The organism is Streptomyces sp. NBC_00554 (assembly GCF_041431135.1).
Lineage (GTDB): Bacteria > Actinomycetota > Actinomycetes > Streptomycetales > Streptomycetaceae > Streptomyces.
In genome coordinates, this window is record NZ_CP107799.1 from 9,703,671 (window position 1) to 9,730,147 (window position 26,477).

A 26,477-nucleotide genomic window follows, 5' to 3' on the forward strand; every position below is an offset into this window, starting at 1 on the left:
GGCAGCGTGGCCCTGTGCCCCGGGATCAATCCCCGTGTCGGCCTGGCTCGACGGAGTCGTCGGCGCCGCCGCCAAGTCGTAACGTCTCTTTCCGGCACGACCGTCACGGCACGGCAGCAACCACCGCACCACATGGATCAGGAAGTTGATGACATGACCGACAAGCTCACTGTCAGTGTCCTGGGCACCGGGATCATGGGGGCCGCGATGGCCCGCAACCTCGCTCGCGCCGGGCACACCGTCCGGGCCTGGAACCGCAGCCGGGACAAGGCCGAGCCGCTGGCCGCCGACGGCGTGTACGTCGCCGACACCCCCGCCGAGGCGGTCCAGGGCGCCGGTGTCGTCCTCACCATCCTGTACGACGGCGCAGCCGTCCTGGACGTGATGCGGCAGGCCGCGCCTTCACTGCGCCCCGGTACTGCGTGGGTGCAGTCGACGACCGCCGGGATCGAGGCCGTCGGCGAGCTGGCCGACTTCGCCCGCGAGAACGAGCTGGTCTTCTACGACGCCCCGGTGCTCGGCACCCGGCAGCCCGCGGAGGCCGGGCAGTTGCTCGTCCTGGCCGCGGGGCCGAGCCAGGACCGGGACGCCGTGACGCCGGTGTTCGACGCGGTCGGCGCCCGCACCGTGTGGACCGGCGAGGACGGCGCGGCGGGCAGCGCCACCCGCCTCAAGCTCGTCGCCAACAGCTGGGTCCTCGCGGCCACCAACGCGGTCGGCGAGGTCCTCGCCCTGTCCAAGGCCCTCGGAGTGGACCCGCAGAGCTTCTTCGACGCCATCGAGGGTGGCCCGCTCGACATGGGCTACCTGCGTGCGAAGGCCGGCCTCATCCTCAACGACCAGCTGACGCCGGCCGCCTTCGCCGTGTCCACCGCCGCCAAAGACGCCCGCCTGATCGTCGAGGCCGGCGAGCAGAACGGTGTGCGCCTCGACGTGGCCGCAGCCTCCGCTGAACGCTTCGCCCGTGCCGCCGCCCAGGGGCACGCCGACGAAGACATGGCGGCCGCCTACTTCGCCAGCTTCGACGAGGGGCCTGAGACGGCCTGACCTCGGACGCGGGCGGCGACCCGACGAACGGGCCGGCGGCCTCCAGGGCCTCGTCGAGCCGGTCGCCGCCCGTCGCTCAGGCCAGCTTCTTCAGCAGTTCGGCAGCGAGCGGGGCGGAGGACGCCGGGTTCTGGCCCGTGACCAGGTTGCGGTCCACGACTACGAACGGGGCCCACGGCTCGCCCTCCTGGAAATCGGCGCCCGCCTCGACAAGACGGTCCTGGAGCAGCCACTTGGCCTTGTCGGCGAACCCGGCCTGCGTCTCCTCGGTGTTGGTGAAGCCCGTGAGCCGGTAGCCCGCGAAGGCGTTGGCGCCGTCCGGGCCGGTGGCTGCGAGCAGCGCCGCCGGGCCGTGGCACACCACACCGAGCGGCTTGCCCGACTCCAGTGCGCGGGTGAGAAGCCGGCCGGACTCGGCGTCGACCGCGAGGTCCTCCATCGGACCGTGGCCGCCCGGGTAGAAGACCGCGGCATAGCCGTCCAGGTCCACTTCCTCCAGCTTGACGGGCTTGTGGAGCTCGTCGATCGACGCGACCGCCTTCTCGATCCTGTCGGCGCCCTCCTGCCCGCCGTTGAACTCGGGCGCGAGGCTCGCCCTGTCCATGGTCGGCACGACGCCGGCCGGCGTGGCGACGACGACCTCGTGGCCCGCGGCCTTGAACGCCTCGTACGGGGCGACGGCCTCCTCGGCCCAGAAGCCGGTCGGGTGCTGGGTGCCGTCGGCGAGCGTCCAGTGGTCGGCGCCGGTCAGCACGAAAAGGATCTTCGACATGGTGCGTGTCTCCGGGGGGTGCGGCCCTGACGGGCATGGGCGGGGAATCCGAACTGCTTCACTCGCACGCTCCGACGGTCTGCATCCAGATCGTCCTGTATTCGTGTCGTCAGGGCGGCGATGTCCTCGACGCTATGCCGCTCGGAGCCGGGGGACCAATAGGGAACCCGCCGGGGGTCATAGGACATCCAGTGGCCCGGCCTGCTGCCGCACCGATGCGCGCTGTTCCAGAACGCGCAGGGCCCGTTCGCCCCACCGGATGTTCTCCTCCTCGAAGGAGCGTCCTCGCATCAGCGTGAGATACGGGCCGACGCGCTCGCTGCCCGCCAGGAACTCGTCCTCGGTGCGCCCGTCGAGGAGGCGGTCGCGCAACCGCTCGTAACGGGCCAGCTTGGCGCGCGCCCACTCGAGCCGCTCGGCGATGGCCGCCCGTACGGCCTCCTCGTCCCCCGAGTCGACGGCCTGGACCTTGACCAGCAGCTCGTCCCGGATGGCCGTGGGCTTCGGGAACTCGGCGGTGAAGTCGCGCAGGGCGCTGCGGCCCGCCTCGGTGAGGGAGAAGACCCGCTTGTTCGGCCGGCGCTCCTGCCGTACGAGCCGGGCCTCGATGAGCCCCTCGGACTCCATGCGGTCGAGCTCGCGGTACAGCTGCTGCGGGGTCGCCATCCAGAAGTTGGCCACCGACGCGTCGAACCCCTTGGCGAGGTCGTACCCCGACGCCTCGCCCTCCAGAAGCGCGGCCATGACCGCGTTGCGCAATGCCATGCCCCCAGGCTAGACGTCGCCCATCCCCGCGACTAATCTGTTCCGCACCTAATCAATTAGTTGAGTATGAAAGGTGGGCGTGATGCACCCCTTCCGCAAGGCTGTGGAGGCCGGCGACATAGCGGCGATCGAGGACATGCTGGCCGACGACGTCGTGTTCACCAGTCCCGTGGTCTTCAAGCCCTACCCGGGCAAGGCGATCACGGGGGCCATCCTGCGCGGCGTCTCCCGTGTGTTCACCGACTTCCGCTACGTACGCGAATTCGGCGACCCGGGTGGCCGCGACCACGCGCTGGTCTTCGAGGCCAAGGTGGGCGACAAGGAGATCACCGGCTGCGACTTCCTGCACTTCGACGAGGACGGCAGGATCGACGACCTGATGGTCATGGTCCGTCCGCTGTCGGCGGCCCACGCGCTCGCCGAGGCGATGGGGGCGCAGTTCGAGCGGATCTCGCAGGAGGCGGCGGACGCCTAGGTCGTGTCCGCAATGTCAGGGGAGCCAGAGTCGTAGGCAGGCGATGGTGACCAGGGCTTGGTAGTGGCGGGCGCGTTTGTCGTAGCGGGTGGCGAGGGCTTTGTTGTGCTTGAGCTTGTTGAAGCAGCGTTCGACGAGGTTGCGGCGCCGGTAGGCCGCTTTGTCGAGGCGGCAGAGGCTCTCGCCGCGGCGGATGCGGCCGTTGATCTGGTCGATGCGTTCCGGGATCGCTGCCTTGATCCCGCGTCGGCGCAGGTAGGTGCGGATCTTCGTGGACGAGTAGCCCTTGTCGGCGGCGACCCGCTCGGGCCGGGTCCGGGGTCGCCCCGGCCCGCATCCCGGCACCCGGATCCGGGCCATCACTGCTTCGAACTGGGTGCAGTCGTTGACGTTCCCGCCGGTGAGGGTGAAGGCCAGCGGCCGGCCCCGGCCGTCGCAGGCCAGGTGGATCTTCGTGGTCAGTCCGCCGCGGGAACGGCCGATCGCCTCGCCCGGCCACGGCCCCCTTTTCGGGCCCCGGCGGCGTGCTGGTGGGCCCGCACGGTCGTGGAGTCCAGGCACACGATCGTCCAGTCGACCGCGCCGACGGCGTCGGAATGCTGCTGGACGTGAGCCAGCAGCCGGTCCCATGTGCCGTCGGCGGACCAGCGGCGGAAGCGTTCGTAGACCGTTTTCCACGGCCCGTACCGTTCGGGCAGGTCCCGCCAGGCCGCCCCGGTCGACAGCTTCCACAGGATGCCGTTGACCACCTGACGGCGGTCCCGCACCGGACGGCCCATCCGCGGCGGAGCGAGCAACGGCCCGATCACCGCCCACGACTCATCAGTCAACTCATGACGACGCACCACGAACAGACCAACGACCAACCCACTTTGCGGACACGACCTAGGACCTGTCCGGCCGATCCCGGCGGGGCAGGTCCCAACCGCAGTACCTCTCCGCTGCCGGGTTTGACGCGATTCTCTTCGGCTACCCGCGTGTTGTGACGACAACGACATCCCAACGGGAGCTCTTCCGGTTTCTGGAGGCCCGCTTCGCCTGCGCCCAGGCCTGTACCGAATGCGCCCGGGCCTGCGCGCTGCGCGCGAGCTGCATGGATCCGGACGGGCCGAAGGAAGAGCAACTCATCCGGCGCGAGGGCATCTTGTGCGCGGAGGTCTGTGACGCGACCTGCCGTGTGCTGTCCGAGCAGCTTCAGCAGGACGAGGCCGGCATCCGCGCCCAGGTGGAGTGGTGCCGGACGGTCTGCCTGGAAAGCGCACGTGTCTTCGAGGAGTACGCCGGGGCGGAGAACGCGGTGAAGGCCTGCCGTGAATGCGCCCAGGAGTGTGCGGACTTCGTCGCCACGCTGCGTTGAGCGACGCTCGGCCTCAGGTCCGACCAGTGTGAAAGCGTCACCGGCATTCCCAATTTCTGCAACGCGTTCTACCGTGTGCGCCGACCAGCCCGGGAGAACCAGCTCAGTCAGTGGGAGCCAGGAGGCGCCGTGCATCTCGAGTACACGCCAGAGCAACAGCGATTGCGCACCGAACTGCGCGGCTACTTCGCCGAGTTGGTGCCCGACCACTCCTACGCCCGGTACGCCGACCCGGCCGTGCAGAAGCGCTTCTACCGCGAAACCATCCGCCGCCTCGGCACGGACGGCTGGCTCGGCGTGGGCTGGCCCAAGGAGTACGGCGGGCGCGGACTGAGCCCGATGGAGCAGTTCATCTTCTTCGACGAGGCGGCGCAGGCGGTCGTACCGCTGCCGCTGATGGCCCTGAACACGGTCGGCCCGACGATCATGCAGTTCGGCACGGAGGAGCAGAAGAGGTACTTCCTGCCCAGGATCCTGTCCGGCGAGATCGACTTCGCGATCGGGTACAGCGAGCCGGACGCGGGCACGGACCTGGCCGCGTTGAAGACGAAGGCCGTCAGGGACGGCGACGACTACATCGTCAACGGGCAGAAGATCTGGACGACCAACGGCGACACCGCCGACTGGGTGTGGCTCGCCGTCCGCACCGACCCCGGGGCACCGCCGCACAAGGGCATCACCATGCTCCTGGTCCCGACCTCGGACCCCGGCTACTCCTGCACCCTCATCAACACCCTCGCCTCGCACGACACCACCGCGAGCTACTACGAGAACATCCGCGTCCCCGTCTCGCGCCGCGTCGGCGAGGAGAACAAGGGCTGGCGGCTGATCACCAACCAGCTCAACCACGAGCGGGTCACCCTCGCAGCGCACGGCACCATGGCGATCCGCGCGCTGCACGACGTACAGCACTGGGCGATGGAGACGAAGCTCGCCGACGGCCGCCGCGTCGTCGACCTGCCCTGGGTGCGCCGCCGTCTCGCCCAGACCCACACCAGGCTCGACGCCATGAAACTCCTCAACTGGCAGATGGTGAACGCCGTCCAGGAAGGCACCCTCACCCCGCAGGACGCCTCCGCCGTCAAGGTGTACGGCTCCGAGGCCCGCCGGGACGCCTACGCCTGGCTGATGGAGATCGTCGCCGCCCCCGCCGCACTCAAGGAGGGATCCACGGGCGCGGTCCTGCACGGCGAACTGGAACGCGGCTACCGGTCAGCGGTGATCTTCACCTTCGGTGGCGGCAACAACGAGATCCAGCGGGAGATCATCTCGTGGATCGGTCTGGGGATGCCGCGGGTACGGCGTTAGCCGACTTGTGACGAGGATTTCCAGTAGAACCGGATTCGGACGTCGACCGAGCCCTACAGCGATGCGTCAGCCCCGTGGTGCGCGGCCAGGCCTCGGCCCTTTCGGATGCTGGCTGCCGACTTGGATTACGAAGACCAAGGTGGCTGTCACCGTCCTCTAGGCGGACCGGAACCCTCCTCCTGGCTGATCCGAGAAGTCTGAATCGCGCGGACGAGGTTGCTGCCATGGCGGCCTGACCAGACCTGTCTCGTAGGCGAACACGACGGCCTGCACCCGGGCACGGGCGCCGATCTTGGCCAGAATGCTGCTGATGTGGGTCTTCACCGTGGTCGGTGCTATCGACAGCCGCACGGCGATCTCAGAGTTGCTCCAGCCGGAGGCGAGAGCGGCAAGTACTTCGGTTTCGCGTTCGGTGAGGCGTGACAGCCTCCGTCTTCGGTCGGGCCTGTCGGTGGAATCCCGTTCACGGACGGCCTCGATCAGGGCGCGCGTGAGACGAGGAGACAGAACTGAGCCTCCCAGCGCGACGATGCGCACGGCTGCGGCTAGTTCTTCGGGGAGCGCGTCCTTGAGGAGGATTCCGTCGGCGCCCGCGCGCAGGGTGGCACAGGAGTACTCGTCGCCGTCGGATGCGATCAGCACGAGCACCCGCGGGGGGAGTCCGCCTGCCGGTTCGGGGCGAGACGCCTTGGCAAGGCAGTCGGGTTGGGTGATGCGACGTATGGCCTCAATGCGGTCGGCGTCCGTTCGGCCCAGGTCCAGGAGGACCACGTCGGGCTGGAGCGCGGTGGCGGCTCGGACTGCTTGGGCGCAGTCGGTCGCCTCGCCCACGACCGTGAGGTCGGGCTGGGCATCCAGGAACATGCGCAGGCCGAGACGTTGAAGGGCCTGCTCGTTGACGATAAGTACGGTGGTCATGCGGGCGTTCTCCCGGCGGACCGGGCCCGGAGGCGTTCGGCCGCCATGTTCGGAGCGGGGCGGAGCAGAGGGTGAGGACCCGGCCGCGGATCGTGAGACGTTCCGGATCGCGGCCGGGCCCTTCCTCGCACCGGGCGCCTGTCCCCACGGGCGGCCGGTGCGTACCGGGCGCGCGCTCCGCTCGAGCACACGCGCCCGGAGCCGCGGGTGTGTGAAGGACGTGGATGAGGCGGACTGCCTGCCGGTGACCTTCGGCCTACGTCCTGCTGGGGTGTCGTCAGTTCTTCATGGCGCTCAGGACGGCGGTGGCCATGCCTCGTTCACCGTGTTCGTTGGGGTGGACGACGGCTGCCGGGCTGCTGGGCCGGAGGGGTTCGATCCAGCGGGTGGCGGCAGGGGAGCAGGCGTCGTGTCCGGCGGACGGGGCGTACGTGTCGACGTACGTCGCTCCGGCGGCCTGGGCGCGTTTGCTGAGCATGGTGTTGAGCTCCTGTTGTTTCTGGCGCAGGAACGCTACGTCGCCGGGGGCAAGGGGCAGTTCGCCGCCGCAGTGGGTGCCTTCGGCGGGCAGGATCGCGGGGTAGCCGACGACGTAGACCCTGGCCTTGGGCGCGCGGCGGCCGACCTCGGTCAGAGCTCGAGCGAGGCGGTCGCCCGTGGCGCGTATCTTCTGGGCCACTTCGTCGGTGTCTCCGGAGGCGTACTTCTCCTTGCAGGGCGCGTTGTCGGTGACGTCCGTGAGCCTGTCGGCCAGCTTGAAGAGCGATCCGGTGGCGACGCACTTGGTCATCATCGAGCTGAAGCCGATGTCGTTGCCACCGATGCCGAGGGTGACCATCCTCGTGGAGGCGGAAAGCGCCGAGAGCTGGGCGGGGTTGGTGCCGTGGTCGGTGGACTGGGGAGTGGTGAGGTCGGTGATGGTGGCGCCGCTGCAGCTGACGTCGCGGAAGTCGGCCGCCTCGATACCGAGTGCCTTCGCCACGACGGACGGGTAGTTGCGGCCGGACCGGTCGCAGCCGGCCGGATCGCCGGTCTGGGGAGGGATCTTGGGGCCCGAGGTGTACGAGTCCCCAAGAGCGACGTACGGCCCCTTGGGAGGTGCCGGCACAGATGTCGGTGCCGACGCCGATGTCTTCTTCGCCTGTTCTTTGCCGCTGTCGCCTTCCGAGTTCTGTCCGATGCTGACGGCGGTGACCAGTACCCCGCACGCCAGGGCCACGCCTATGCCGGTTCGTGCCAACGGTCCCATTGCTGTGTCCTGTTCAGTCGTGGTGGCTGCTCAACTTCGGTGCGGGGACGTGGGGAGCCGGGTAGGGCGAGCGGGGCGAGCGGGGTGGGTCAGGCCGGGCGGACGAGTCCGGTGTCGTAGGCGAAGATCACGGCTTGGACGCGGTCGCGGGCGTCGATCTTGGTGAGGATGCGGCCGATGTGGGACTTGACGGTCGATTCGGCGAGGTGGAGGCGTTCGGCGATCTCCGTGTTGGTCCAGCCACTGGCGATGGCGGTGAGGACTTCGCGTTCGCGCTGGGTGAGTTCGTCCAGTCGGCGTTGCTGCTGCGGGGAGTGGCCGGGGAGGCGGTCGCCGAAGGTGTCGATGAGTTTGCGGGTGAGGCCGGGGGAGATGACGGCGTCGCCGGCGGCCACCGCGCGGACACCGGCGACGAGTTCCTCGGGAAGGGCGTCCTTGAGCAGGAAGCCGCTGGCTCCGGCGCGCAGGGCGTCGTAGGCGTATTCGTCGAGGTCGAAGGTGGTGAGCACCAGGATGCGGGAGCGGCCGCCCGACTCGACGATGCGCCGGGTGGCCTCGATGCCGTCCATGCCGGGCATGCGCACGTCCATCAGGACGACGTCGGGGCGTAGTTCGGCGGTCATGCGGACCGCTTCGGCGCCGTTGGTGGCCTCCCCGACGACGGTCATGTCGGACTGGGCCTCCAGGAGCATGTTGAAGCCCATGCGCTGCAGGGCCTGGTCGTCGACGATGAGAACTGTGGTCATGAGCGGTGCTCCGGGGAGGATGGGGGTTCCCCCTGCTCGTGCGAGGTCGAGAAGTTGGGGGAGGGCGGGTTGGGGACGAGGAACGCGCGGACGGTCCAGCCGCCACGGGAGTTGGGGCCCGCGGTGACGGTGCCCTTGTAGAGGGCGACGCGTTCGCGCATGCCGACCAGGCCACGACCGCCCCCGGATTGCCGACGACGGGTCTGCGGAATACGGGGCGGGCCGTCGTCCTCCACGGTGACGTGGAGGGCCTCCGGGCCGGAGGTGAGGGACACACGGACCGAGGTGTCGGAGGCGGCGTACTTGACGGTGTTGGTCAGGGCCTCCTGGACGATGCGGTAGACGGACAGCTGGAGACCCGGTGGCAGGCGTGTGAGGTCGCCGTGGGTGTCCAGGGTGACGGTGGGGCCCGCCGCACGGACGCGCTCCAGCAGTGAGTCGAGGTCGGTGAGACCCGGCTGTGGGGCGAGCGGCGCGTTGTCCGCTCCTTCGTTGTCCTCGCCGATGACGGCGAGCAGGCGGCGCAGTTCGGCCAGGGCGTCGCGTCCGCTGGCGCTGATGATGCGGAGTGTCTGGGCGCCGCGTTCCGGTTTCGTCTCGGCGAGGGCGGCGGCGCCGTCGGCGAGGCCGACGATGACCGAGAGGGTGTGGCCGAGGATGTCGTGCATCTCGCGGGAGACGCGGGCGCGTTCCTGCGCGGTGGCGAGGCGGGCCTGCTGGTCGCGTTCCTTCTTCAGGGCGTCGATGTAGGCGCCGGCCAGTCGGCTCAGCAGACCGAGCGCGGCGAACGCCGCCATCGCGGTCATCGCCAGCGTGGTCACGACCTCCGGTCGTGTGGCGTACTCCAGCTGGCGCCCGGCGAACACGGCAGCCCACGCGACGAGCTGCGCGGTGGTGATACCGACGGCGAGGGCCAGTTGGCGCGGCGAGCAATGGCGGCCGACGTTGAAGATCGCCACGACGCGCGCGGACTCGGAGCCGGTCATCACCCCCAGCGGGAGGGCCACCACGGAGACGGCGGTGGTGAGGGCGAAGACGAGCATGGGCCGGCGCTCCCGCCACAGCAGCGGGACGGCGAAGGCGGCGATGAGTGCCACCTGCGCCGGGATGTCGCCGGTGTTGTAGGGGTTGAGGTAGGAGTTGACACCGAGCGCGGCGCAGAAGACCGGAACACCCCAGTGCCGGACCTTGGGGTGGGCCCGGTCGGCCCGCCGCAGCGCTGCCAGCCGGTAGGCGACAGAGGCGATCACGGAATCGCCGGCCAGGGTCTCCAGGGTCCGGTCGTCGTCCGGGCGGGAAGCGGGGGCGCTCGGTACGGTCACGGGGGTCCTTCACGGGTCGGGGGCCGCCCGCCGGTCCCGGGGGATTGGACCGGCGGGCGGGGGCCGGGGAGCCGGCCGGTGGGAGGTGGCCGTTCCGATTGTGGGTCGGGCGGGTGGTCGGCAGCTGTCGCTGCGGCTCGCTTCTGTCAGCGCTTGCGGAACATCTTCTTCCGTATCCCCTTCATCGCGCTGGCCTTCGGCTCGGTCGTGTCGGCGGGCGGGGTGGCGTCACCGGTGCGTGCGAGACGCTGCTTGAACCTGGACAGTCCCAGCTTCTCGCTGCGGAGCTTTGCACGACGGCTCGGCGTCTCCGTGTCGCCAGGGCCGTTGACGCCGGTGGAGCCGCTGTCCGACGCCGCGTCGCTCCCGGCGTCCGTGTCCGCGAGGGTCTCGGCGCCACGGTTGTCAGCGCGGCGCTGCCTGAGTCCGGACAGCCCCCGGGGCCGGCCGTGGTGGTGTCGCGGAAGCGGCGACGTGAACGTGGCCGTGTCCGAGGCATCGGCGCCGGAGCCGCTGGTGAAGACCTGCGGGGCGCTGTAGCTGTCCGAGCCCTGGTGGACCCCGGCGCCCACGCCGGCGAGTACGGGTTCGGGTGCGGTGCTCGTGCTGTCGGCGTCCAGCGTGTGGCGCAGTTTCTCGCCCTCGACGTCGACGTTGGGCATGGCGCGGTCGAGCCATGCGGGCAGGGCCCAGGCGCGATGGCCGAGCAGGGCCAGCACCGCCGGGACGATGGTCATGCGGACCACGAAGGCGTCGAAGAGGACGGCGGAGGCGAGTCCCAGGCCGACCGACTTGATCAGTGCCGCGTCGTCGAGGAGGAAGCCGGAGAAGACGGCGATCATGATGACCGCGGCGGCGGTGACCACCCGGCCGCTGTGCCGGAAGCCCCCGATGACGGCCTGTGTGGGGGTGGCCCCGTGGACGTACTCCTCCCGCATCCGGGTGACGAGGAAGACCTCGTAGTCCATGGCGAGGCCGAAGACGACACCGATCAGCAGGATGGGCAGCACGCTGACGATGGGCGCCGTCTGGTCGACGCCGAAGACATCCGCGAGCCAGCCCCACTGGAAGACGGCGACCAGGACGCCGAGGGTGGAGGCGATGGTGAGCAGGAAGCCGAGGGCGGCCTTGAGCGGGATCAGGATCGAGCGGAAGACCAGCAGGAGCAGGATCAGGGCCAGGCCGACGACGATGGCGAGGTAGGGGATGAGGGCCTGGGCGAGCTTGGTCGAGACGTCGATGTTGACGGCGGTGGTGCCGGTGACCATCAGGTCGGCTCCGGTGTCCTTCTGCAGGGCGGCGCTGTGGTCGCGGATGTCGGCGACCAGGTCCTTGGTGGCCTGACTGGTCGGGGAGCTCTCCGGGACGACACCGATGATCGCGACGTCACCGGCTTCGTTGAAGGCCGCGTCACGGACCGAGGCGACGTCGTCCAGCTTGCCGAGCACCGCGGTCGCGTCTGCGGCGGCGGCCTCGGGGTCGTCACTGTCGCGGGCGTCGACGACCACGGTCAGCGGGCCGTTGAAGCCCGGACCGAAGCCCTTGCTCAGGGTGTCGTAGGCGAGACGCTGGGTGCTGTCCGGGGGCTTCATGGAGTCGTCGGGCAGGGTCAGGCGCAGTGACATGGCGGGGATGGCCAGCAGTCCGAGGCCGATCACCGAGACGGCGAGGACCTTGACCGGGTTGCGGGTGACGAACTTCGCCCAGCGCACGCCCATCGACTCGCCCTCGCCGCGCTCCAGCGCCTTCATGCGGGGGGACAACATCTTGGCCTTCATGATCCGCGTACCGGCGAAGCCGAGCAGGGCGGGCAGCAGGGTCAGCGCGATCACCACGGCGACGGCGACGGCGAAGGCGGAGCCCAGACCCATGGAGGTGAGCATCTGGATGCCGATGACACTCAGGCCGGCCAGCGCGATGATCACGGTCAGGCCGGCGAAGACGACCGCGGAGCCGGCGGTGCCCAGGGCCCGTCCGCAGGCCTCTTCCGGATCGTGCCCGTCGCGGATCTCGTTGCGGTAGCGGGAGACGATGAACAGGGCGTAGTCAATGGCGACGGCCAGGCCCAGCATCAGTGCCAGCGCGGACGTCTGGGAGGCGATGTCGAAGAACTGGGTGGCGACGGTGATCGACAGGATCGCCGCACCCACGCCGAGGATCGCGGTGAGCAGGGGCAGTCCGGCGGCGATCATCGAACCGAAGGTGATCACCAGGACGACCGCGGCGACGCCGAGACCGATCAGCTCGGCGGCCTTGCTGGCGGCGGTGTCGGCGACGGCGTCGCCGCCCAGGCTCACCGTGATGCCGGCCTTCTCGCCCTGCGCGACGACAGCGGTCTGGACGTCGTGCGCGGCGTCACTGACGTCGGCCTGGGCGACCTTGTACGTCACCCCGGCGTAGCCGATGGTGCCGTCCTTGCTGACCTGGCCGCTGGTGAAGGGGTCGGAGACGCTCGCCACCTGCGGCGACTTCTCCAGCTTCGCCACCAGCAACTCAACCGCCGCCTTGTGGGCAGTGGCGGTCAGCTTCTGCCCGTCGGCCGCCTCGAACACGACCCGGGCGGAGGCGCCGCCGGCGGATGCCTGCGGGAACTCCTCGCCCAGCAGGTCGATGGCTTTCTGGGACTGGGTGCCGGGCAGCGTGAAGCTGTCCGAGGTCTTGCCGGTGGAACTCATGGCGCCGATGCCTACGGCGGCCAGGACGGCGATCCACAAGATGACGACGAGGCGTCGTCGCCGAAAGGCGAGCCGTCCCAGTCGGTACAGGAAGGTGGCCACGGATTACTCCCACAGGAGAAGAGATCGTTACGTGAGTGCGCGGGGTCGATCGACCCTTGATCTCAAGCTAGGGGCGGTTTCTCGCGCTCCCTGCCCCCTGTGGGACCGAACCGTCGGGGTGCGGTTAGTACCCCGGTACTAATGCCTCTCGTTCTTGTGGCGCGGCGACCGGTGACCGGCGATGTGCTGGTCAGGGGCTGACGGTGATCGGTACGCGTCCGCGTTGGCCTGCGTCGACCCGGTCGTGGGCCTTGGCGATGTCCTCCAGGGGTAGCGGTCGACGGTGAGGTCGCGTGCGGCCTGCGTTTTGCCTCGGCCGGGAAGTCGTCGCTGCCGAGCAGGCGCATAGTGACGTTGTTGAACAGCAGTGGTCAGAAGGGAAGTTCGGTGCGGTCGGTGTGGGTTCCGTAGGCAGCGATGACGGCGTCGGGCGCGGTGACCGCGTTGTCGAGGTCGACGCCGTCCAGATCGCCGCTGCGGCGGACCGTACCGATCACGGTGGCGCCGCCCCAGCGGGCGAGTTGAGCCGCCAGGGAGCCGACGCCGCCGAGCGCTCCGTGCACGAGCACGATCCTCCGGTCGACCGGGCCGTCCGCGAACACCGCGCGGTGGGCGGTGATTCCGGGAATGCCGAGGCTCGCGCCCAGCTCGTCGCCGAGGTGGCCGGGCAGCCGGACGGCCTGATGGTCGGGTACGACGCTGTACAGGGCATCGAGGAACCGAGCCAGCCGCGCCGCTTCTTGGTGTCGCCGGGGTTGAGACCGGAGACGCTCACACGGACGCGGACCTCGCCGGGGCCGGGCTCGGGGTCGGGGAGTTCACCGACGTGCAGGACGTCGGCGGCGGGGCCCTGTTCGTCGTACCAGGACGCGAGCATGGAAGTACCTCCGATGTCTTTCAGGAGTACGTGGGCGGTTCCTCGCCCAGCACCTCGCGGAGCCAGGCGCGTTCGGCGCGGCTGGTGGCGCGGGCGGTCAGGAGGAGGCCGCGCCGGTAGGGGTCGGTGACCTCCTCGGCGCGCAGGGGGCGGTCTCCGTCGTAGACGAAGCTCGCCGGCGCCTCCAGGAAGGCGAGGCGCCGGCGCAGGACCGTGTGCTGTTCGGCCACGTCCGGGAAGGGAGTAGGTCGAGGAGCACGGCATTCGCCTGCTGAAGTGACACTCCGCCAGTAGGCGCCGGTGTTGTTGATCCCTGAGTTGCGACGCTCGGTCATGTGGTCATCGTGGTGGCCTGTGTCCGTCCTGCGATGGTCGCTTGAACAGCTGCTGTAGGCGACGAGCAGTTTCCAAGCCGAGCCCTCGCGTCTCAGAGGGTCTGGGCGTCATGGTTTCCGCCACGTCAACACTTGATGACGGGCGGCGTGCGAAATACTTTCGGAAACGCGCCAGTGACATAGCGGCGCCGCGTCCTAATACTTTCCCCATCCGGCTCACGTCTCATCGACCGAAATTCGGATCCATGAGTCGCCGCTGTCGGCTGCGTACCCCGTCTCATGGCGGTTCGCGAGGTGCTTCTCGCCCAACGAACGCCGATCCATGGGAATCAGTCGACCGCAGTCCTGCGGCCGAACCAGGCAAGAGAAACAGCATGGGCTACTTGGCGAATTACGTTGTCCCCCTGAGGGCGAGGGGCGGCAAGGGAATTCTGGCGGCAACTGTCGGACAGGTGGACGCCTTTCCGGCTGCAGTCTGATGTGAGCCGTTTTCCGTTTCGGTTACCGAGCTGCCTTTTCGCAGCTCCAAGTGCCGCTAACCAACGCTCAGAGGAATCGCAAATGATTCAGAAAATGGCGCGGAAGGTTCTCGCGGCAGCGACAGCCTTCGGTCTCGGCGCGGCATTCGCCGTTGCCTCCGCAGGGAGTGCCTCGGCGTATCAGCCGAGCCAGACGAACCTGTACGTGTCGCAGGACAGCGCCACGTGCAGCAAGAAGCCCTGTGTTCTCTACCCGAAGTCGGCCCAGCTTCCGAGCGGCCGCATCGTGGCGTCGTTCGAGAACAGCAAGGGTGACCCGGTGGGACAGACGCTGCCCGTCTACAAGAGTGACGACGAGGGCACCACCTGGCAGAAGCTGACCGATGTCAAAGCGCCCGCCGCTCTGTCCAGCGACCCCAAGTACGCGAAGTACACGAGCAACTGGACGAACCCGTACCTCTATGTGCTTCCGCAGAACGTCGGATCTCTGACGGCCGGCACCCTGCTCCTGGCGAGCGTCGTCTCGGGGGACGACTACTACTACAAGGAGCACAAGGCCGCCGACCCCAACTGGACAGCGGACGGTGACGGCGACCGCAAGGACGTGGCGATCGCGCTGTACTCCAGCACCGACGACGGCGCGACCTGGAGCATCCAGAACATCATCGCCGCCGGTGGGTGGCAGGGCAGCCGCGTCTCGAACGCCAACACCAACGGGCAGTCCGACCCACTCTGGGAGCCGTACCTGATCGCCCGCAATGGTCAGCTCGTCGCCTACTACTCCGACGAGCACGACTACCTCGGCTTCAACGCCGACACCGGAGTACCGACCCGCGACCCGGACGACGACACGGCCACCGACTCGTACAACCAGATCCTCGTACACGCGACCTGGGACGGCACCAGCGCTTCCTGGACCCAGCCGATCGTCGACGTCCCGGGCACGACCGAGAACCTCAACGGAAAGACACTGATCGGCAACGGCCGCCCCGGCATGACGACGATCGCCCCGACCACCGACGGCAAATGGCTGCTCACCTACGAGTACTGGGGCGGCGGAACGAACGTGAGATACAGGCTCGCGGACGACCCGCTGAAGTTCTATCCCAACAGCGTGACGGACCTCCCGATCACCAACCTGCCGGTGCCCTCCGGGGGACACACGCTGTCGACGAGCGGCAGCCCGGTGCTCGCCCCGCTGCCGGACGGGCGGATCCTCTACAACGCGGCCGGCAGCGGCAGCGTCTGGGTGAACGAGTCCGGTAAGAGCGACGGCACTTGGAAGGAGTACCAGACGCCGGTCACCAACGGCTACAGCCGCAATCTCCAGTACGTCGAGGGCACGGGACGCGTCGTCATCCTTCAGGCAGACTTCGGCACGGGTTACGGTCCCATACGCTACGGCGAGGTCGACCTCGGCCGGTCCCAGGGCGCCTACAGCACGCTCGTCAACCGTGCGACCGGTCAGGCCCTCAGCCCCGACGCAGGCAAGACTCAGGACGCCAACCTCACGGGGAACGTACCTGACCTCGTCCTGCGGGACCGCAACGCCACGGACGACACACAGCGCTGGCACCTGACCGCCAAGGGCAACGACGTCACCCTGCTCAACAAGGCCGGCGGCCGCTCGGCCGCCATCTGGACCGGCAGCGCCACGGCCGGGCAGAAGCTCGCCCAGTGGGTCGACGACGGCGCCACCGACAAGCAGTGGACCCTCGTCTCCTCGACCGACGGCTACTACAAGATCCGCTCGGTCCGTAACACGAGCCTGTTCATGACCGGGGCGACACAGAACGGTGCCGTCGATCTCGGGGCATCGATCGACGCATCCGGCAATGCCTCGGCGGACGACGCGCAGGAGTGGCAGCTTGTCCAGGATCCGCTGCCGACGGATGCGACCTTCACGCTGAAGGGCGCCAACTCCGGCCGCTGTCTCGACGTGCCGAACGGCCAGACAGGCGTGCAGGTGCAGATCTACGACTGCTCCGGGAACGCGAACCAGACCATCACGCAGACCACCGCCGGCGAACTCCGCGTCGCCGGCAAGTGCCTCGCCGCAGACGGTGACGGGACCACGCCGGGCACCAAGCTCATCCTGTGGTCCTGCAACGGGAAGTCCAGCCAGAAGTGGTGGTTCCGCCTGGACGGATCCGTCATCAACCGCTCCAACGGTCACGCCCTCGACGTCACCAACTCGTCGACGGCCAACGGATCGAAGGTGCAGCTGTGGACGGCTCTCGGCAACGCCACCCAGAGGTGGAGCCGGGGATAGTACGCAACCAATGGGGTGCGACCGCGACGGTGCGGCCGCACCCCACTGCGCGCCCTGTCTGTTCTGTACGGTGGCACGCCCAGGGCGAGTTCGGCCCTGGCCCCTGTCTCCGACATCGACCGGGCGGGGAGGGGACCGGTGAACGTCGGGGGGTTACCCGGCGAACATGCCCGCAGGTCGCGACGGTGCTGACTGACCACGAGCTGGGCCTCGCCCGCGTGATGTGACGGATACGCCGCCTCGACGTCGGTGCGCCGGCCGGCCTGCTTCTGATCCACCGGCCAGCAGTGGCGCATCGGCCAGGTCGGTTTGACCGGCGTTGCCGAGAGGCGGGCGTCAGACGAGAGCCCGCCCCTCAGGCGTCAGACGAGCGGGACGGTCACCGTGGTGGGGGCGTTTGGCGGCAGATGCACGGTCTGTCGCCGGTCCGCGGCACCACGGCATACGAGGGTGACGTCCCGCTCGGTCGGCGATGTGAGAACCACCCGGGCGAAGCCCTCCGGCACGTCCCACGTCAGCTCGTCGACGCTCACCCCGGCGCGCGTGGCGATGCCGCGCAGACTGCCGGAGCGCCACTCCGGGGGCAGGGCGGGCAGGAGTTCCACGATCCCGGGACGGGAGTCGAGCAGCATCTCCACGACCACGGCCGGCAGACAGTGGGCGGCGTCCGCGTTGTAGATGTCCAGATCAGGGTTGTGCGAGGTCATCAGCGACCGGAAGACCATGTTCCGGCCAAGGATCTTGAGTACGTTCGCCCTGGCCGTCTCGCTGTCCTTCAGACGTGCCGCACACAGGGCGCGGTGCAGGCTCCCATGCGCGGAGATGTTCTCGTCACCACGCCGCAGCAGGGCTTCGCGAGCGGCGGCGGCCAGGTCGGGGGTGTCGTCCGGGGTGATGTCGTGCAGCGGCCAGACCGGGTAGAGATGGCTGACGTGGCGATGGTCGTCGGCGGTTTCCAGTCCTGGCCATGCCCACTCGGCGAGAGCTCCGTGGTTGTCGACGCGGTAGGGCGGCAGTCGTTCGGCCAGCGCACGCCAGCGGACGGCCGCGGCCTGCTCGATCCCGAGCCGTGTACAGACGTCGGCGGCGGTCGAGAGCGCGTGCCGTGCCGCGGCCACGTCCATGGTGGCGTTCACCCCGGCCGCGCCCCGTTCGTCCTTCGGGCCGACCTCCGGGGAGTAGGACGGGACGAGGACGACGTGTCCGTCGTCGTCCTCGCGGGTGAGGAAGTCCTCGAAGAAGACGGCGGCCTCGACGAGCCAGGGGGCGAGGGTACGGGCGAGGAAGTCGTCGTCGCCGGTCGCCTGCCAGTACTCGTACAGCGGGAACAGCAGCCAGTCCGCGCCCGCCAGCCACATGGTCCAGGGCCAGTCGTCGTCGAGATGGAAGAGCAGCCCGTGTTCGCCGTCGGTCCGGCTGGGCGCGAGGACCCCGCGGGTGCCGTAGATCGTGCGGGCGTTGGTGCGCCAGTCCTCGATCTGCCCGCCGATCAACGCGGCGTACGGCGCGATGAGTTCGGGCATGCCGGTGAGGACCGCCCCGGCCATCTGGAGGTTGATGTTGGCGTCGGTGGTGTAGTCGCCGGACCAGGCCGCCCCCCAGGCTCCCAGCCACAGTCCGGTCAGCCGGGGCGGAAGGACCTCGCTGGAGCTGAGCAGCAGGTAGCGGCCGCAGTGGAACAGCGCCTCGACCAGCGCGCCGTCCAGCACCTTGGGGTCGGCGCGGGCGATCAGCTCGCTCACGGGGAGGCTGCGGGCGCTGTCGGGCACGCCCAGGTCGAGTTCGGCCCGGCCGTAGAGTTCGCCGTGTACGGGCACATGGCGGGCGAGCAACTCGTCGTATTCGGCGGGCAGTTCGTCCAGAGTCGTGCGGAGCAGGTCGGTGCGGGGAAGGGGCGCTGAGCGGTCCATCCGAGTCAGCAGGACCACGCGCGTCGCCCCCTCGACACGGACCACGTCCCCCTCCGCCCGGACCCGGCCACCGGCGACGACGGCCCGGGTGACGCCGGCGAATCCCGCCGCACCGAGCCCAGGCGGATAGGCCCCCACGACGGCGAGTGATGCTTCACCGTCCCCGCCGGCCTCGGTGGACGTCGTGAAGGTGACCTCGGAGGGGCGGCCGGGCACCTCGCCGGAGAGCCGGATGGCCAGGTCGAGCCGTGGACCGGTGATCTCGACGACCGCGACGGCATCGGTGCGCGACACGAAGGCACGCCGCGACCACTCCCCGTTCCCGTCGGACCACGTGACCCGTACCTCGCCGGTGGAGAAGTCGGTGACCCTGCGGTAGCACTCCACCGGGCTGTCCCCGGCCGCCGCGTCCACATGCAGCACGTGCCCCGGATGGAAGGACTGCGTCCAGGCCATCGCCCTGCCGTCGGAGAACTCGCGCTGTGCCTGTTCCCGCTGCCCTGCGAGGACCAGGTCGCGGACGTGTCCGAGGCGGTCGGCGACAGCCGGCGGCCGCATCCCGAGGGACTCGTTGGGCAGGACGTACCGGTGATGGTTGTGAACGATCCGTTCCCGGTGGGGATGCCCGAACACCATGATCCCGTACTCGCCGTTGCCGGAGAGGAAGGAGTCCTCCCAGCGGTCGGCGGGTTGCGTGTCGTGGATGCTGTGCACCGGCATGCCCGGCCTCCCGGAAGTGGCGTGCCTGAGCGGCTCGAACAGGCTGCGGCGGAGCCTACAAGAGTTGCCCAGCTGGACGGCGAAAGACTTTCGCAGGCCGAAGGTCGTTGAATTTCGCAGGTCTTCGGGCTTTCCGACGCTTGGCACCGGACGCTGTGTTCGATTCGGCGTGTACTTTCACTCCGCACGCAGTCTGCGTATGCCGACAGGAAGGTCCACGCCGAAGTGACGGGCCCAGCCAGGCCGAGCCAGAACGCCCAGTACGGGCTTCTCACCTCGATCGCCAACGAGGCCGGCGTCTCGCCTGCGACGGTTTCGAAGGTTGTTCACCGGCGGCGTGACGTGTCCGAGGCGACGCGGGAGCGGATCGAGACACTGCTCGCCGAATACGGCTACGTCCGTGTCTGGGAGGGTGACGCGGGCCGGCCGCGGCAGATCCTTGCCGTGTTCCGGGACCTGGCCGGACCGTACACCCTGGAAGTCGTCCGGGGCATCGTGGAGTCGGCGGCCGAGGTGGGTGTGCACACGACCGTCGGTACGACCAGTAGGAGCTCGATAGGGCAGTGGCTTCAGAAGTCCGTGGCGATGGGCGCCGCAGGAGTCGTCATCGTCATCTCGGCTCTTGCCGACCGGGACCAGCGCAGGATCCTGGATCAGGGGCTGCCGGTGGTGCTCGTCGATCCCTTGAACGCGCCGAGCGTGGACATCCCGAGCGTCGGGGTGACGAACTGGCACGGTGCGACGACCGCGGTCCAGCACCTGATCGGCCTCGGACACCGCCGGATCGGCATGCTGGCAGGCCGGTCGAGTTCGCTGGCCGGGTCCGCACGTCTGCACGGCTACCGGGCCGCTCTGGCGGAGGCCGGGATCCCGTACGATCCCGCGCTCGTCCGGTCGACGGACTTCGACTACGGCGAGGCGCTGAGCGCTGCCCGCAGCGTCCTGGACCGGAGTGAGAGGCCGACGGCTCTCTTCGCCGCGAGTGACGTCCAGGCCCTCGGTGCCCTGGAGGCCGCCCGGAGGCTCGGTGTCGCCGTGCCGAGCGGTCTGTCGGTCATGTCGTTCGACGACACCCTGGTGGCAGCAATGGCTTCGCCACCGCTGAGCGCCGTGCGGCAGCCGTTCCGTGAGCTCGGTCAGGAGGCCACGCGCATCCTGCTGAACCTGGCCGACGGCAGGCCGCCCGCGACGACGCGCAGGGAACTCGCGACGGAATTGGTCCTGCGCATGTCCACTGCCTCGCCCCGGGGCGAAAAGAGCGGGCGCGCTTGACCTCGATTTCGCAAGCCCTCGGACTACGAAAGTCTTTCGGAACTGAAGCCCTTCCGGTATTGCCGCGGCCGAATTACGCCGCTTAGCGTGACCGACGCCAGCTCAACCGCAGGAGCAACGGGACGCAACCCTTGCGCGAAAGCACCTGACGGTCTTGGCCATCGACCCACATCCCTCAGTGCGAACAGGCCGGGACGGCCTGTCGGGTGAGCCCACCCGTACAGAGGGCATTGCCGACACGAAAGGTGTTCAACGATGAACAGAGTGTCCCGACGGTGGTTTCTCACCGCGACGGCGGCGACCACGCTGAGCGTCACCGTGGCGGGCTGCGGCTCGTCCGGCAGTTCCACGTCCTCGCCCACCGGCAATGCGGACTTCTGGACGCTCCAGGACCCGACCAACTCGGTGCAGAAGGCCGCCGTGGACTCGTTCAACTCTGCCGGCAAGGGCAAGGTCAGCATGACCGTGATCGCCACGGACGGGTACAAGGACAAGCTGCGCACTGCGATGGGCTCTTCGAAGATGCCCGGACTGTTCTTCAGCTGGGGCGGCGGCAGCCTTGACGACTACGTCAAGGCGGGCAAGCTCGTGGAGCTCGACGGGATGCTGGGAGGGCGTTTCCTGCCCTCCGCGCTGGCCGCCGGCAAGGTCGACAACAAGCTGGTCGGCATCCCGTGCCGTGGCACACAGCCCGTGTTCCTCTTCTACAACAAGAAGGTCTTCGCCGACGCCGGCGTCGAGCCGCCCAAGACCTACACCGAGCTGCAGAGTCTCGTGACGGTCTTCAAGGGCAAGGGGATCACACCGTTCGCGCTTGCGGGCAACGCAAGTTCGTCGTGGACGGAGCTGATGTGGGTCGAGTACCTCGTCGACCGCCTCGCGGGACCGGAGCTGTTCGACAAGATCCAGGGTGGCGACTGGTCGCAGTGGGAGGACCCGACCGTCCTGAAGACCGCCCAGATGATCAAGGACCTGGTGGACAGCGGTGCCTTCGGCAAGAACTTCGGTTCGGTCAACTACGGCGCCGGCGGTACCTCCACCCTGCTCAACAAGGGCAAGTCCGCGATGGTCCTGATGGGCTCGTGGGAGTACGCCGTCCAGCAGGGCGAGGCCCCCGACTTCGCCAAGAACGACCTGGGGTACGTGGCCTTCCCGAGCGTCGAGGGCGGCAAGGGCGACGCCGCCAACGTCGTCGGCAACCCCACCAACTACATCTCGGTGACCACCGCGGCCCCCAAGGACACCGCGACGGAGTTCCTCAAGACCACCTACAGCGACAGCTATGTCCAGGGGCTCATCGAGAAGGGCGAGGTGCCGGTCACGACCAATGCCGAGAAGCTGCTCGCCAAGGCGCCCGACCCGGCGTACGCGAAGTTCCAGTACGACATGGTGGCGAAGGCCCCGTCCTTCACTCAGTCCTGGGACCAGGCGCTCGGCCTCACCCTCGGCACCCCGCTGCTGACCGAGATCCAGAAGCTGTTCAACGGACAGAGCTCGCCTGAGCAGTTCGTCAGCGCGGTCTCGGCGATCAAGAAGTAGGAAGGCAAGTCCACGTGGTCTCCGCAACGACATCGCGGTTCGCGAGCAAGACGCGGGCACGCGACCGGGCCGCTCCTCCCACACTGGAACGGCCCGGCGTGGCCTGGGCGGTCCCCGGGCTGCTGTTCTTCCTCGTTTTCGCGATCGTGCCGATGGCGGGAGTGCTCTACCTCTCCCTCACTCACTGGGACGGCCTGAGCTCGCCGCAGTTCACCGGCCTGGACAACTGGTCGCGATTCTTCGGCGACAGCCAGGTCCGCCAGTCAACCCTCGTCACGGGCGTCCTGCTGGTCGGGAACATCGCTGTGCAGGCGCCGATCAGCATCCTGCTGGGAGTCTGGGCTGCCGGCCACCAGCGCAACCGCGCCGTCCTGTCGGCGATCTTCTTCCTGCCACTGCTGCTGTCCACAGCGGCCACGGCCATCATGTGGCGCCAGCTGCTCGACCCGAACTTCGGACTGCCGTCGAAGGTCGACTGGTTGTTCGGCGGCAGCAATCCCTTCGGCTCCCAGGCAGGCTCGATCGCCTGTCTGGTCCTGGTCACCAGTTGGCAGTTCATCCCCTTCCACAGCCTGCTCTACCAGGGCGCCGCCCGCGCCATCCCCCACACGCTCTACCAGGCGGCCGCGATCGACGGCGCGGGACGGGTGCGGCAGTTCGTCCACATCACCCTGCCGCAGCTGCGCAACACGATCATCACCTCGACCACCTTCATGGTCATCGGCGGTCTCACGGCCTTCGACATCGTGCTGCTGCTGACCAACGGGGGTCCCGGCACGGACACCTCGATCCTGCCCTTCTCGATGTACCAGACGGCCTTCCGCACGTACGACTACGGATATGCGAGTGCCATCGCGAGCTTCCTGCTGCTGCTCGCCACCGTGGCCTCGGTCCTCCTCACGAAGCTCAGTGGGTACGACAAGATGACGAGCACGATGGAGGGGCTGTGAGGACGCGCCCGAACTACCTCGCCGGCGCGGCCGCCCTCGTCTGGCTGGTGATCATCGGTGTCCCGCTCTACGCGCTGGCGAACACGGCGGTGCAACCGCAGACGAAGTACACCGACAAGGGACCGGTCTCGATCCCCTCCACGGTGACGTGGGACAACTTCCGCACTGTGGTGGACAGCGGGTTCCTGCACTACATATGGAACACCGTCGTCGTCGCCGTGGCCACCGTCGCCATCGTGCTCGCGCTCGCCGTACCGATCAGCTATGCGGTGGTCCGCGGCCGGGGCTGGATCTCCAAGGGAGTGTTCCGCCTGTTCCTGCTGGGCCTGGCCATCCCCTCCCAGGCGGTCATCATCCCGCTCTTCCTCATCGTCAACGACCTCGGCTTGTACGACACCCTGTGGGGGATCATCCTGCCCACGGCGGCTTTCGCGCTCCCCGTGAGCGTGCTGGTCCTCAGCGGCGGTATGCGGGACATCTCCAACGAGCTGTACGAGGCCATGGCTCTGGACGGCGCCAGTCCGGCCCGGACACTGGTGACCCTGGTCATCCCGATGTCGCGCTCCGCCATCGCGACCGCGTCCGTCTTCGCGGCTCTGCAGGCATGGAACGGCTTCCTGTTCCCGCTGATCATGGCCCAGTCCGAGGACACGAAGCTGGTGACCCTCGGCCTGTACAACTTCGTCTCCGAGTACGGCTCCAACGTCCCGGCTCTCCTGGCCGCGGTGCTGATGTCCGCGGTGCCCATCCTCGTCGTCTACCTCTTCGCCCGGCGGGCCCTCGTCGCGGGCCTCATGGGCGCCGGCGGCAAGTAGCGGCTCCGCCGTCCCGCCCGACCTGACGAGGTGGGACGGAGATCGAAGCCGGGCCCGGGCACCCTCAGGTGCCGAGGAGAACCTCCTCACGGTGCCGTCCCGCGCGTCCGCCTCCCCAGGACCGCTGCCCGGGCCCGACTCCGGTCCGGCCTGCCCGCACGACTCTGCTTCGACTTCCCCGAACCACGCCGTTCGCGGCACCCGTCACAGAAACGGATGACCCTTTGACGATCAGCGACGAGCGCCCGGCGACGACCGGGCTGTGGAACGATCCCGCCCTGCCGGCCTCCGACCGCGCCCGGGCCCTGCTCGACGTCATGACCGAGGCCGAGAAGACAGCGCAGCTCGGCAGCACATGGCCGGGTCACGACATGGCCGGCGACGTCGCCCCCATGCAGGACACCTTCAGGGGCGCCGAGAGCTTCGACGAGGCGGTCGTGGACGGGCTCGGACATGTGACGCGAGTGTTCGGCACAGCACCGCTGGCTCCCGAAGCGGGCCGCGAGCGGCTGGCCGCCCTGCAGGAGCGGGTTGTCGCGGCGAACCGTTTCGGTATCCCGGCCATCGCCCACGAGGAGTGCCTGACCGGATTCACCACCTGGCAGGCGACCGTCTACCCCACCCCGCTCGCGTGGGCGGCCACCTTCGACCCCGGCCTCGTGCACCGGATGGCCGCGGCCATCGGCTCGGACATGGCGGCCGTGGGTGTCCACCAGGGACTGTCACCCGTCCTGGACGTCGTACGCGACTATCGCTGGGGCCGGGTGGAGGAGACACTCGGCGAGGACCCCTACCTCGTCTCGGAGCTCGGGCTGGCCTATGTCCAAGGCCTGCAGTCAGGCGGTGTCGTCGCCACCCTGAAGCACTTCGCCGGCTACTCCGCCTCCCGGGCGGCCCGCAACCATGCCCCAGCCGCGCTGGGCCCGCGCGAACTCGCCGACGTCGTCCTCGTCCCCTTCGAAAAGGCCGTCGTCACGGGCCGGGTCGGCTCGGTGATGAACGCGTACAACGACATCGACGGCGTACCCTGCGCCGCGGACGAGGCCCTGCTCACCCAACTCCTGCGCGAAAGCTGGGGGTTCGAGGGCACGGTGGTGTCCGACTACTGGGCGATCGCCTTTCTCGCCTCCCTGCACCACGTGGCGGCCGACATCCCGGACGCGGCACGTGCCGCGCTGCACGCCGGCATCGACGTGGAGCTGCCCCACACCACGGCCTACGGAGAAGCCCTGCAGGCCCAGCTGAGGGACGGTCGCGTCCCCGTCGGCCTGCTCGACCGCGCGGTGCTGCGCGTTCTGACGCAGAAGGCCGAACTCGGCCTGCTGGACCCGGACTGGCATCCCCGTCGGTACACGGCCCCCGCGGACTTCGACTCGCCCCTCAACCGAGGCGTCGCCCGCGCGCTGGCCGAGGAGTCCGTCGTCCTGCTGGACAACGCCGCCGACCTGCTGCCACTCACCGGCGCGCGCTCCGTCGCCGTGATCGGCCCCACGGCCGACGACGCCCACTGCCTGTTCGGCTGCTACTCCTTCCCCAACCACGTCCTCCCTCACAACCCCGAGATCCCCATGGGCATCGAGGCACCCACCGTGCTGGACGCCATCCGGCGGGAGTTCCCCGATGTCACCGTGCGGTACGAGGTCGGCTGCCCCGTCACCGGGGACGACCCCAGCGGTGTCGAAGCGGCGGTGGCCGCGGCCGCGGCGGCCGACGTGACGGTTCTCGTCGTCGGCGACCGCTCCGGCATGTTCGGTCACGGAACCTCCGGGGAAGGCTGCGACGTCGGCGATCTGACGCTTCCGGGAGTGCAGGACGAGCTCGTCGAGGCCGTCCTCGCTGCGGCGAACCGTACCGTCCTCGTCGTCGTCTCGGGCCGCCCGTACGCGATCGGCCGGCACGCCCGGAACGCGGACGCGACCGTCCAGGTGTTCTTCCCCGGCGAGGAGGGGGCGGCGGCGATCGCCGGAGTCATCTCCGGGCGGATCAACCCCTCCGGACGCCTTCCGGTGCAGATCCCGGGTGACATGGCCGGGCAGCCGGGCACCTACCTGGCGCCCCCGCTCGCCCTCAAGAGCGACGGGGTGAGCAACATCGACCCCACACCTGCGTTCCCGTTCGGCCACGGCCTGTCGTACACGACCTTCGCCATCGGGGACGTGCATGTGGACGAAGCCGCCGTGCCCGTCGACGCGACGATCACGGTACGAGCCGCGGTCTCCAACACCGGCGAAAGAGCGGGCACCTTCGTGCCCCAGCTCTACCTCACCGACCCGGTCGCCTCGGTCACCCGCCCCGTGCGCCAGCTCATCGGGTTCACCCGTGTCGACCTTGCCGCCGGTGAAACCCGTGTCGTCGAGTTCCAGGTCCACACGGACATGACCAGCTTCACGGGAAGGGATCTGCGCCGACGCGTCGAACCCGGCGGCATAACGTTCACCGTCGCCCAGTCGGCGGGCGATCCCGGCGTCCCCGTCCAGGTGACCCTGCAAGGAGACGAGCGCATGGTCGACCACACCCGCACCATGACCACGCCTGTCACGGTGCTCCCGGGCTGACGGTCGGTACACCGCGG

18 protein-coding genes and 3 pseudogenes are annotated in these 26,477 nt (G+C 69.1%); 10 read left to right on the forward strand and 11 right to left on the reverse strand.

The genetic code is table 11. From position 1 onward, the window contains the following. The first annotated feature begins 153 nt into the window (after positions 1 to 153). Positions 154 to 1,047, forward strand: a complete 894-nt coding sequence (locus OG266_RS43080; protein ID WP_371552292.1) for an NAD(P)-dependent oxidoreductase — start codon at positions 154 to 156, stop codon at positions 1,045 to 1,047. A gap of 76 nt (positions 1,048 to 1,123) precedes the next feature. On the opposite strand, the gene OG266_RS43085 is transcribed toward OG266_RS43080, so the two are convergent. Then, positions 1,124 to 1,819, reverse strand: a complete 696-nt coding sequence (locus OG266_RS43085; RefSeq protein WP_371552293.1) for a type 1 glutamine amidotransferase domain-containing protein — start codon at positions 1,817 to 1,819, stop codon at positions 1,124 to 1,126. Between the two features lie 177 nt (positions 1,820 to 1,996). Continuing rightward, complete coding sequence (locus tag OG266_RS43090) at positions 1,997 to 2,584, reverse strand: PadR family transcriptional regulator (protein WP_371552294.1); 588 nt, start codon at positions 2,582 to 2,584, stop codon at positions 1,997 to 1,999. An 82-nt stretch (positions 2,585 to 2,666) separates the two neighbouring features. Between OG266_RS43090 and OG266_RS43095 the strand changes: the two genes are divergently transcribed. Further along, entirely contained in the window at positions 2,667 to 3,059 is a 393-nt protein-coding gene (locus OG266_RS43095) for a nuclear transport factor 2 family protein (protein ID WP_371552295.1), read from the forward strand. A 15-nt stretch (positions 3,060 to 3,074) separates the two neighbouring features. On the opposite strand, the gene OG266_RS43100 is transcribed toward OG266_RS43095, so the two are convergent. Continuing rightward, positions 3,075 to 3,904 (reverse strand): IS5 family transposase gene (locus OG266_RS43100; RefSeq protein ID WP_371552654.1). Its coding sequence is split into 2 segments (ribosomal slippage): positions 3,075 to 3,547 and positions 3,547 to 3,904, totalling 831 coding nucleotides; the frame shifts between segments, so codons are not numbered across the junction. A gap of 137 nt (positions 3,905 to 4,041) precedes the next feature. Here OG266_RS43100 and OG266_RS43105 point away from each other — a divergent pair. Continuing rightward, a complete protein-coding gene (locus OG266_RS43105; RefSeq protein ID WP_266470179.1) occupies positions 4,042 to 4,416 on the forward strand; it encodes a ferredoxin in 375 nt (124 codons plus the stop codon). Positions 4,417 to 4,545: 129 nt separating this feature from the next. Beyond that, the gene (locus OG266_RS43110) at positions 4,546 to 5,724 is read left to right on the forward strand and encodes an acyl-CoA dehydrogenase family protein (RefSeq protein ID WP_371552296.1); all 1,179 of its coding nucleotides are present in this window, start codon (positions 4,546 to 4,548) and stop codon (positions 5,722 to 5,724) included. Between the two features lie 156 nt (positions 5,725 to 5,880). Here the strand turns inward: OG266_RS43110 and OG266_RS43115 are convergent, their stop codons facing one another. The 7 genes and pseudogenes from OG266_RS43115 to OG266_RS43145 form a co-directional block, all read right to left on the reverse strand. Then, positions 5,881 to 6,642 carry a LuxR C-terminal-related transcriptional regulator gene (locus OG266_RS43115; protein ID WP_371552297.1) on the reverse strand — a complete coding sequence of 254 codons (762 nt, stop codon included), beginning with the start codon at positions 6,640 to 6,642 and terminating at the stop codon, positions 5,881 to 5,883. Between the two features lie 277 nt (positions 6,643 to 6,919). Next, positions 6,920 to 7,891 carry an SGNH/GDSL hydrolase family protein gene (locus tag OG266_RS43120; protein WP_371552298.1) on the reverse strand — a complete coding sequence of 324 codons (972 nt, stop codon included), beginning with the start codon at positions 7,889 to 7,891 and terminating at the stop codon, positions 6,920 to 6,922. 89 nt (positions 7,892 to 7,980) lie between these two features. Then, positions 7,981 to 8,637: a response regulator transcription factor gene (locus OG266_RS43125; RefSeq protein WP_266470184.1), complete on the reverse strand. Its 657-nt coding sequence runs from the start codon at positions 8,635 to 8,637 to the stop codon at positions 7,981 to 7,983. Further along, a complete protein-coding gene (locus OG266_RS43130) occupies positions 8,634 to 9,959 on the reverse strand; it encodes a sensor histidine kinase (protein WP_371552299.1) in 1,326 nt (441 codons plus the stop codon). The genes OG266_RS43125 and OG266_RS43130 overlap by 4 nt, the downstream gene beginning before the upstream one ends. A 560-nt stretch (positions 9,960 to 10,519) precedes the next feature. Continuing rightward, a pseudogene (locus OG266_RS43135) lies at positions 10,520 to 12,736 on the reverse strand (MMPL family transporter); the annotation flags it as partial. A gap of 190 nt (positions 12,737 to 12,926) precedes the next feature. After that, a pseudogene (locus OG266_RS43140) lies at positions 12,927 to 13,613 on the reverse strand (NADPH:quinone reductase). 20 nt (positions 13,614 to 13,633) lie between these two features. Further along, a pseudogene (locus OG266_RS43145) lies at positions 13,634 to 13,849 on the reverse strand (PadR family transcriptional regulator); the annotation flags it as partial. 672 nt (positions 13,850 to 14,521) lie between these two features. Between OG266_RS43145 and OG266_RS43150 the strand changes: the two are divergent. Next, entirely contained in the window at positions 14,522 to 16,699 is a 2,178-nt protein-coding gene (locus OG266_RS43150) for an RICIN domain-containing protein (RefSeq protein WP_371552300.1), read from the forward strand. Positions 16,700 to 17,061: 362 nt separating this feature from the next. Here the strand turns inward: OG266_RS43150 and OG266_RS43155 are convergent, their stop codons facing one another. Next, a complete protein-coding gene (locus OG266_RS43155) occupies positions 17,062 to 19,329 on the reverse strand; it encodes a glycoside hydrolase N-terminal domain-containing protein (RefSeq protein ID WP_371552301.1) in 2,268 nt (755 codons plus the stop codon). 225 nt (positions 19,330 to 19,554) lie between these two features. On the opposite strand from OG266_RS43155, the gene OG266_RS43160 reads away from it, so the two are divergent. The 5 genes from OG266_RS43160 to OG266_RS43180 all read left to right on the forward strand — a co-directional run bounded on the left by OG266_RS43160 (position 19,555) and on the right by OG266_RS43180 (position 26,460). Continuing rightward, positions 19,555 to 20,601 carry a LacI family DNA-binding transcriptional regulator gene (locus OG266_RS43160; protein ID WP_371552302.1) on the forward strand — a complete coding sequence of 349 codons (1,047 nt, stop codon included), beginning with the start codon at positions 19,555 to 19,557 and terminating at the stop codon, positions 20,599 to 20,601. Positions 20,602 to 20,856: 255 nt separating this feature from the next. Further along, a complete protein-coding gene (locus OG266_RS43165; RefSeq protein WP_371552303.1) occupies positions 20,857 to 22,140 on the forward strand; it encodes an ABC transporter substrate-binding protein in 1,284 nt (427 codons plus the stop codon). A gap of 14 nt (positions 22,141 to 22,154) precedes the next feature. Beyond that, positions 22,155 to 23,090 (forward strand): carbohydrate ABC transporter permease, encoded by a 936-nt coding sequence (locus OG266_RS43170; protein ID WP_371552304.1) that lies wholly within the window; start codon positions 22,155 to 22,157, stop codon positions 23,088 to 23,090. Then, complete coding sequence (locus tag OG266_RS43175) at positions 23,087 to 23,905, forward strand: carbohydrate ABC transporter permease (protein ID WP_266470195.1); 819 nt, start codon at positions 23,087 to 23,089, stop codon at positions 23,903 to 23,905. Before OG266_RS43170 ends, OG266_RS43175 begins: the two co-directional genes overlap by 4 nt. A 224-nt stretch (positions 23,906 to 24,129) precedes the next feature. Then, on the forward strand, positions 24,130 to 26,460 hold the full coding sequence (locus tag OG266_RS43180; RefSeq protein ID WP_371552305.1) for a beta-glucosidase: 2,331 nt from the start codon (positions 24,130 to 24,132) through the stop codon (positions 26,458 to 26,460). Positions 26,461 to 26,477 lie beyond the last annotated feature (17 nt).

Excerpts from the sequence above, each read along its gene's own strand:
- OG266_RS43080 (WP_371552292.1), top strand. The coding sequence starts at position 154 with ATGACCGACAAGCTCACTGTCAGTGTCCTGGGCACCGGGATCATGGGG.
- OG266_RS43085 (WP_371552293.1), bottom strand. The coding sequence starts at position 1,819 with ATGTCGAAGATCCTTTTCGTGCTGACCGGCGCCGACCACTGGACGCTC.
- OG266_RS43090 (WP_371552294.1), bottom strand. The coding sequence starts at position 2,584 with ATGGCATTGCGCAACGCGGTCATGGCCGCGCTTCTGGAGGGCGAGGCG.
- OG266_RS43095 (WP_371552295.1), top strand. The coding sequence starts at position 2,667 with ATGCACCCCTTCCGCAAGGCTGTGGAGGCCGGCGACATAGCGGCGATC.
- OG266_RS43115 (WP_371552297.1), bottom strand. The coding sequence starts at position 6,642 with ATGACCACCGTACTTATCGTCAACGAGCAGGCCCTTCAACGTCTCGGC.
- OG266_RS43120 (WP_371552298.1), bottom strand. The coding sequence starts at position 7,891 with ATGGGACCGTTGGCACGAACCGGCATAGGCGTGGCCCTGGCGTGCGGG.
- OG266_RS43125 (WP_266470184.1), bottom strand. The coding sequence starts at position 8,637 with ATGACCACAGTTCTCATCGTCGACGACCAGGCCCTGCAGCGCATGGGC.
- OG266_RS43150 (WP_371552300.1), top strand. The coding sequence starts at position 14,522 with ATGGCGCGGAAGGTTCTCGCGGCAGCGACAGCCTTCGGTCTCGGCGCG.
- OG266_RS43155 (WP_371552301.1), bottom strand. The coding sequence starts at position 19,329 with ATGCCGGTGCACAGCATCCACGACACGCAACCCGCCGACCGCTGGGAG.
- OG266_RS43165 (WP_371552303.1), top strand. The coding sequence starts at position 20,857 with ATGAACAGAGTGTCCCGACGGTGGTTTCTCACCGCGACGGCGGCGACC.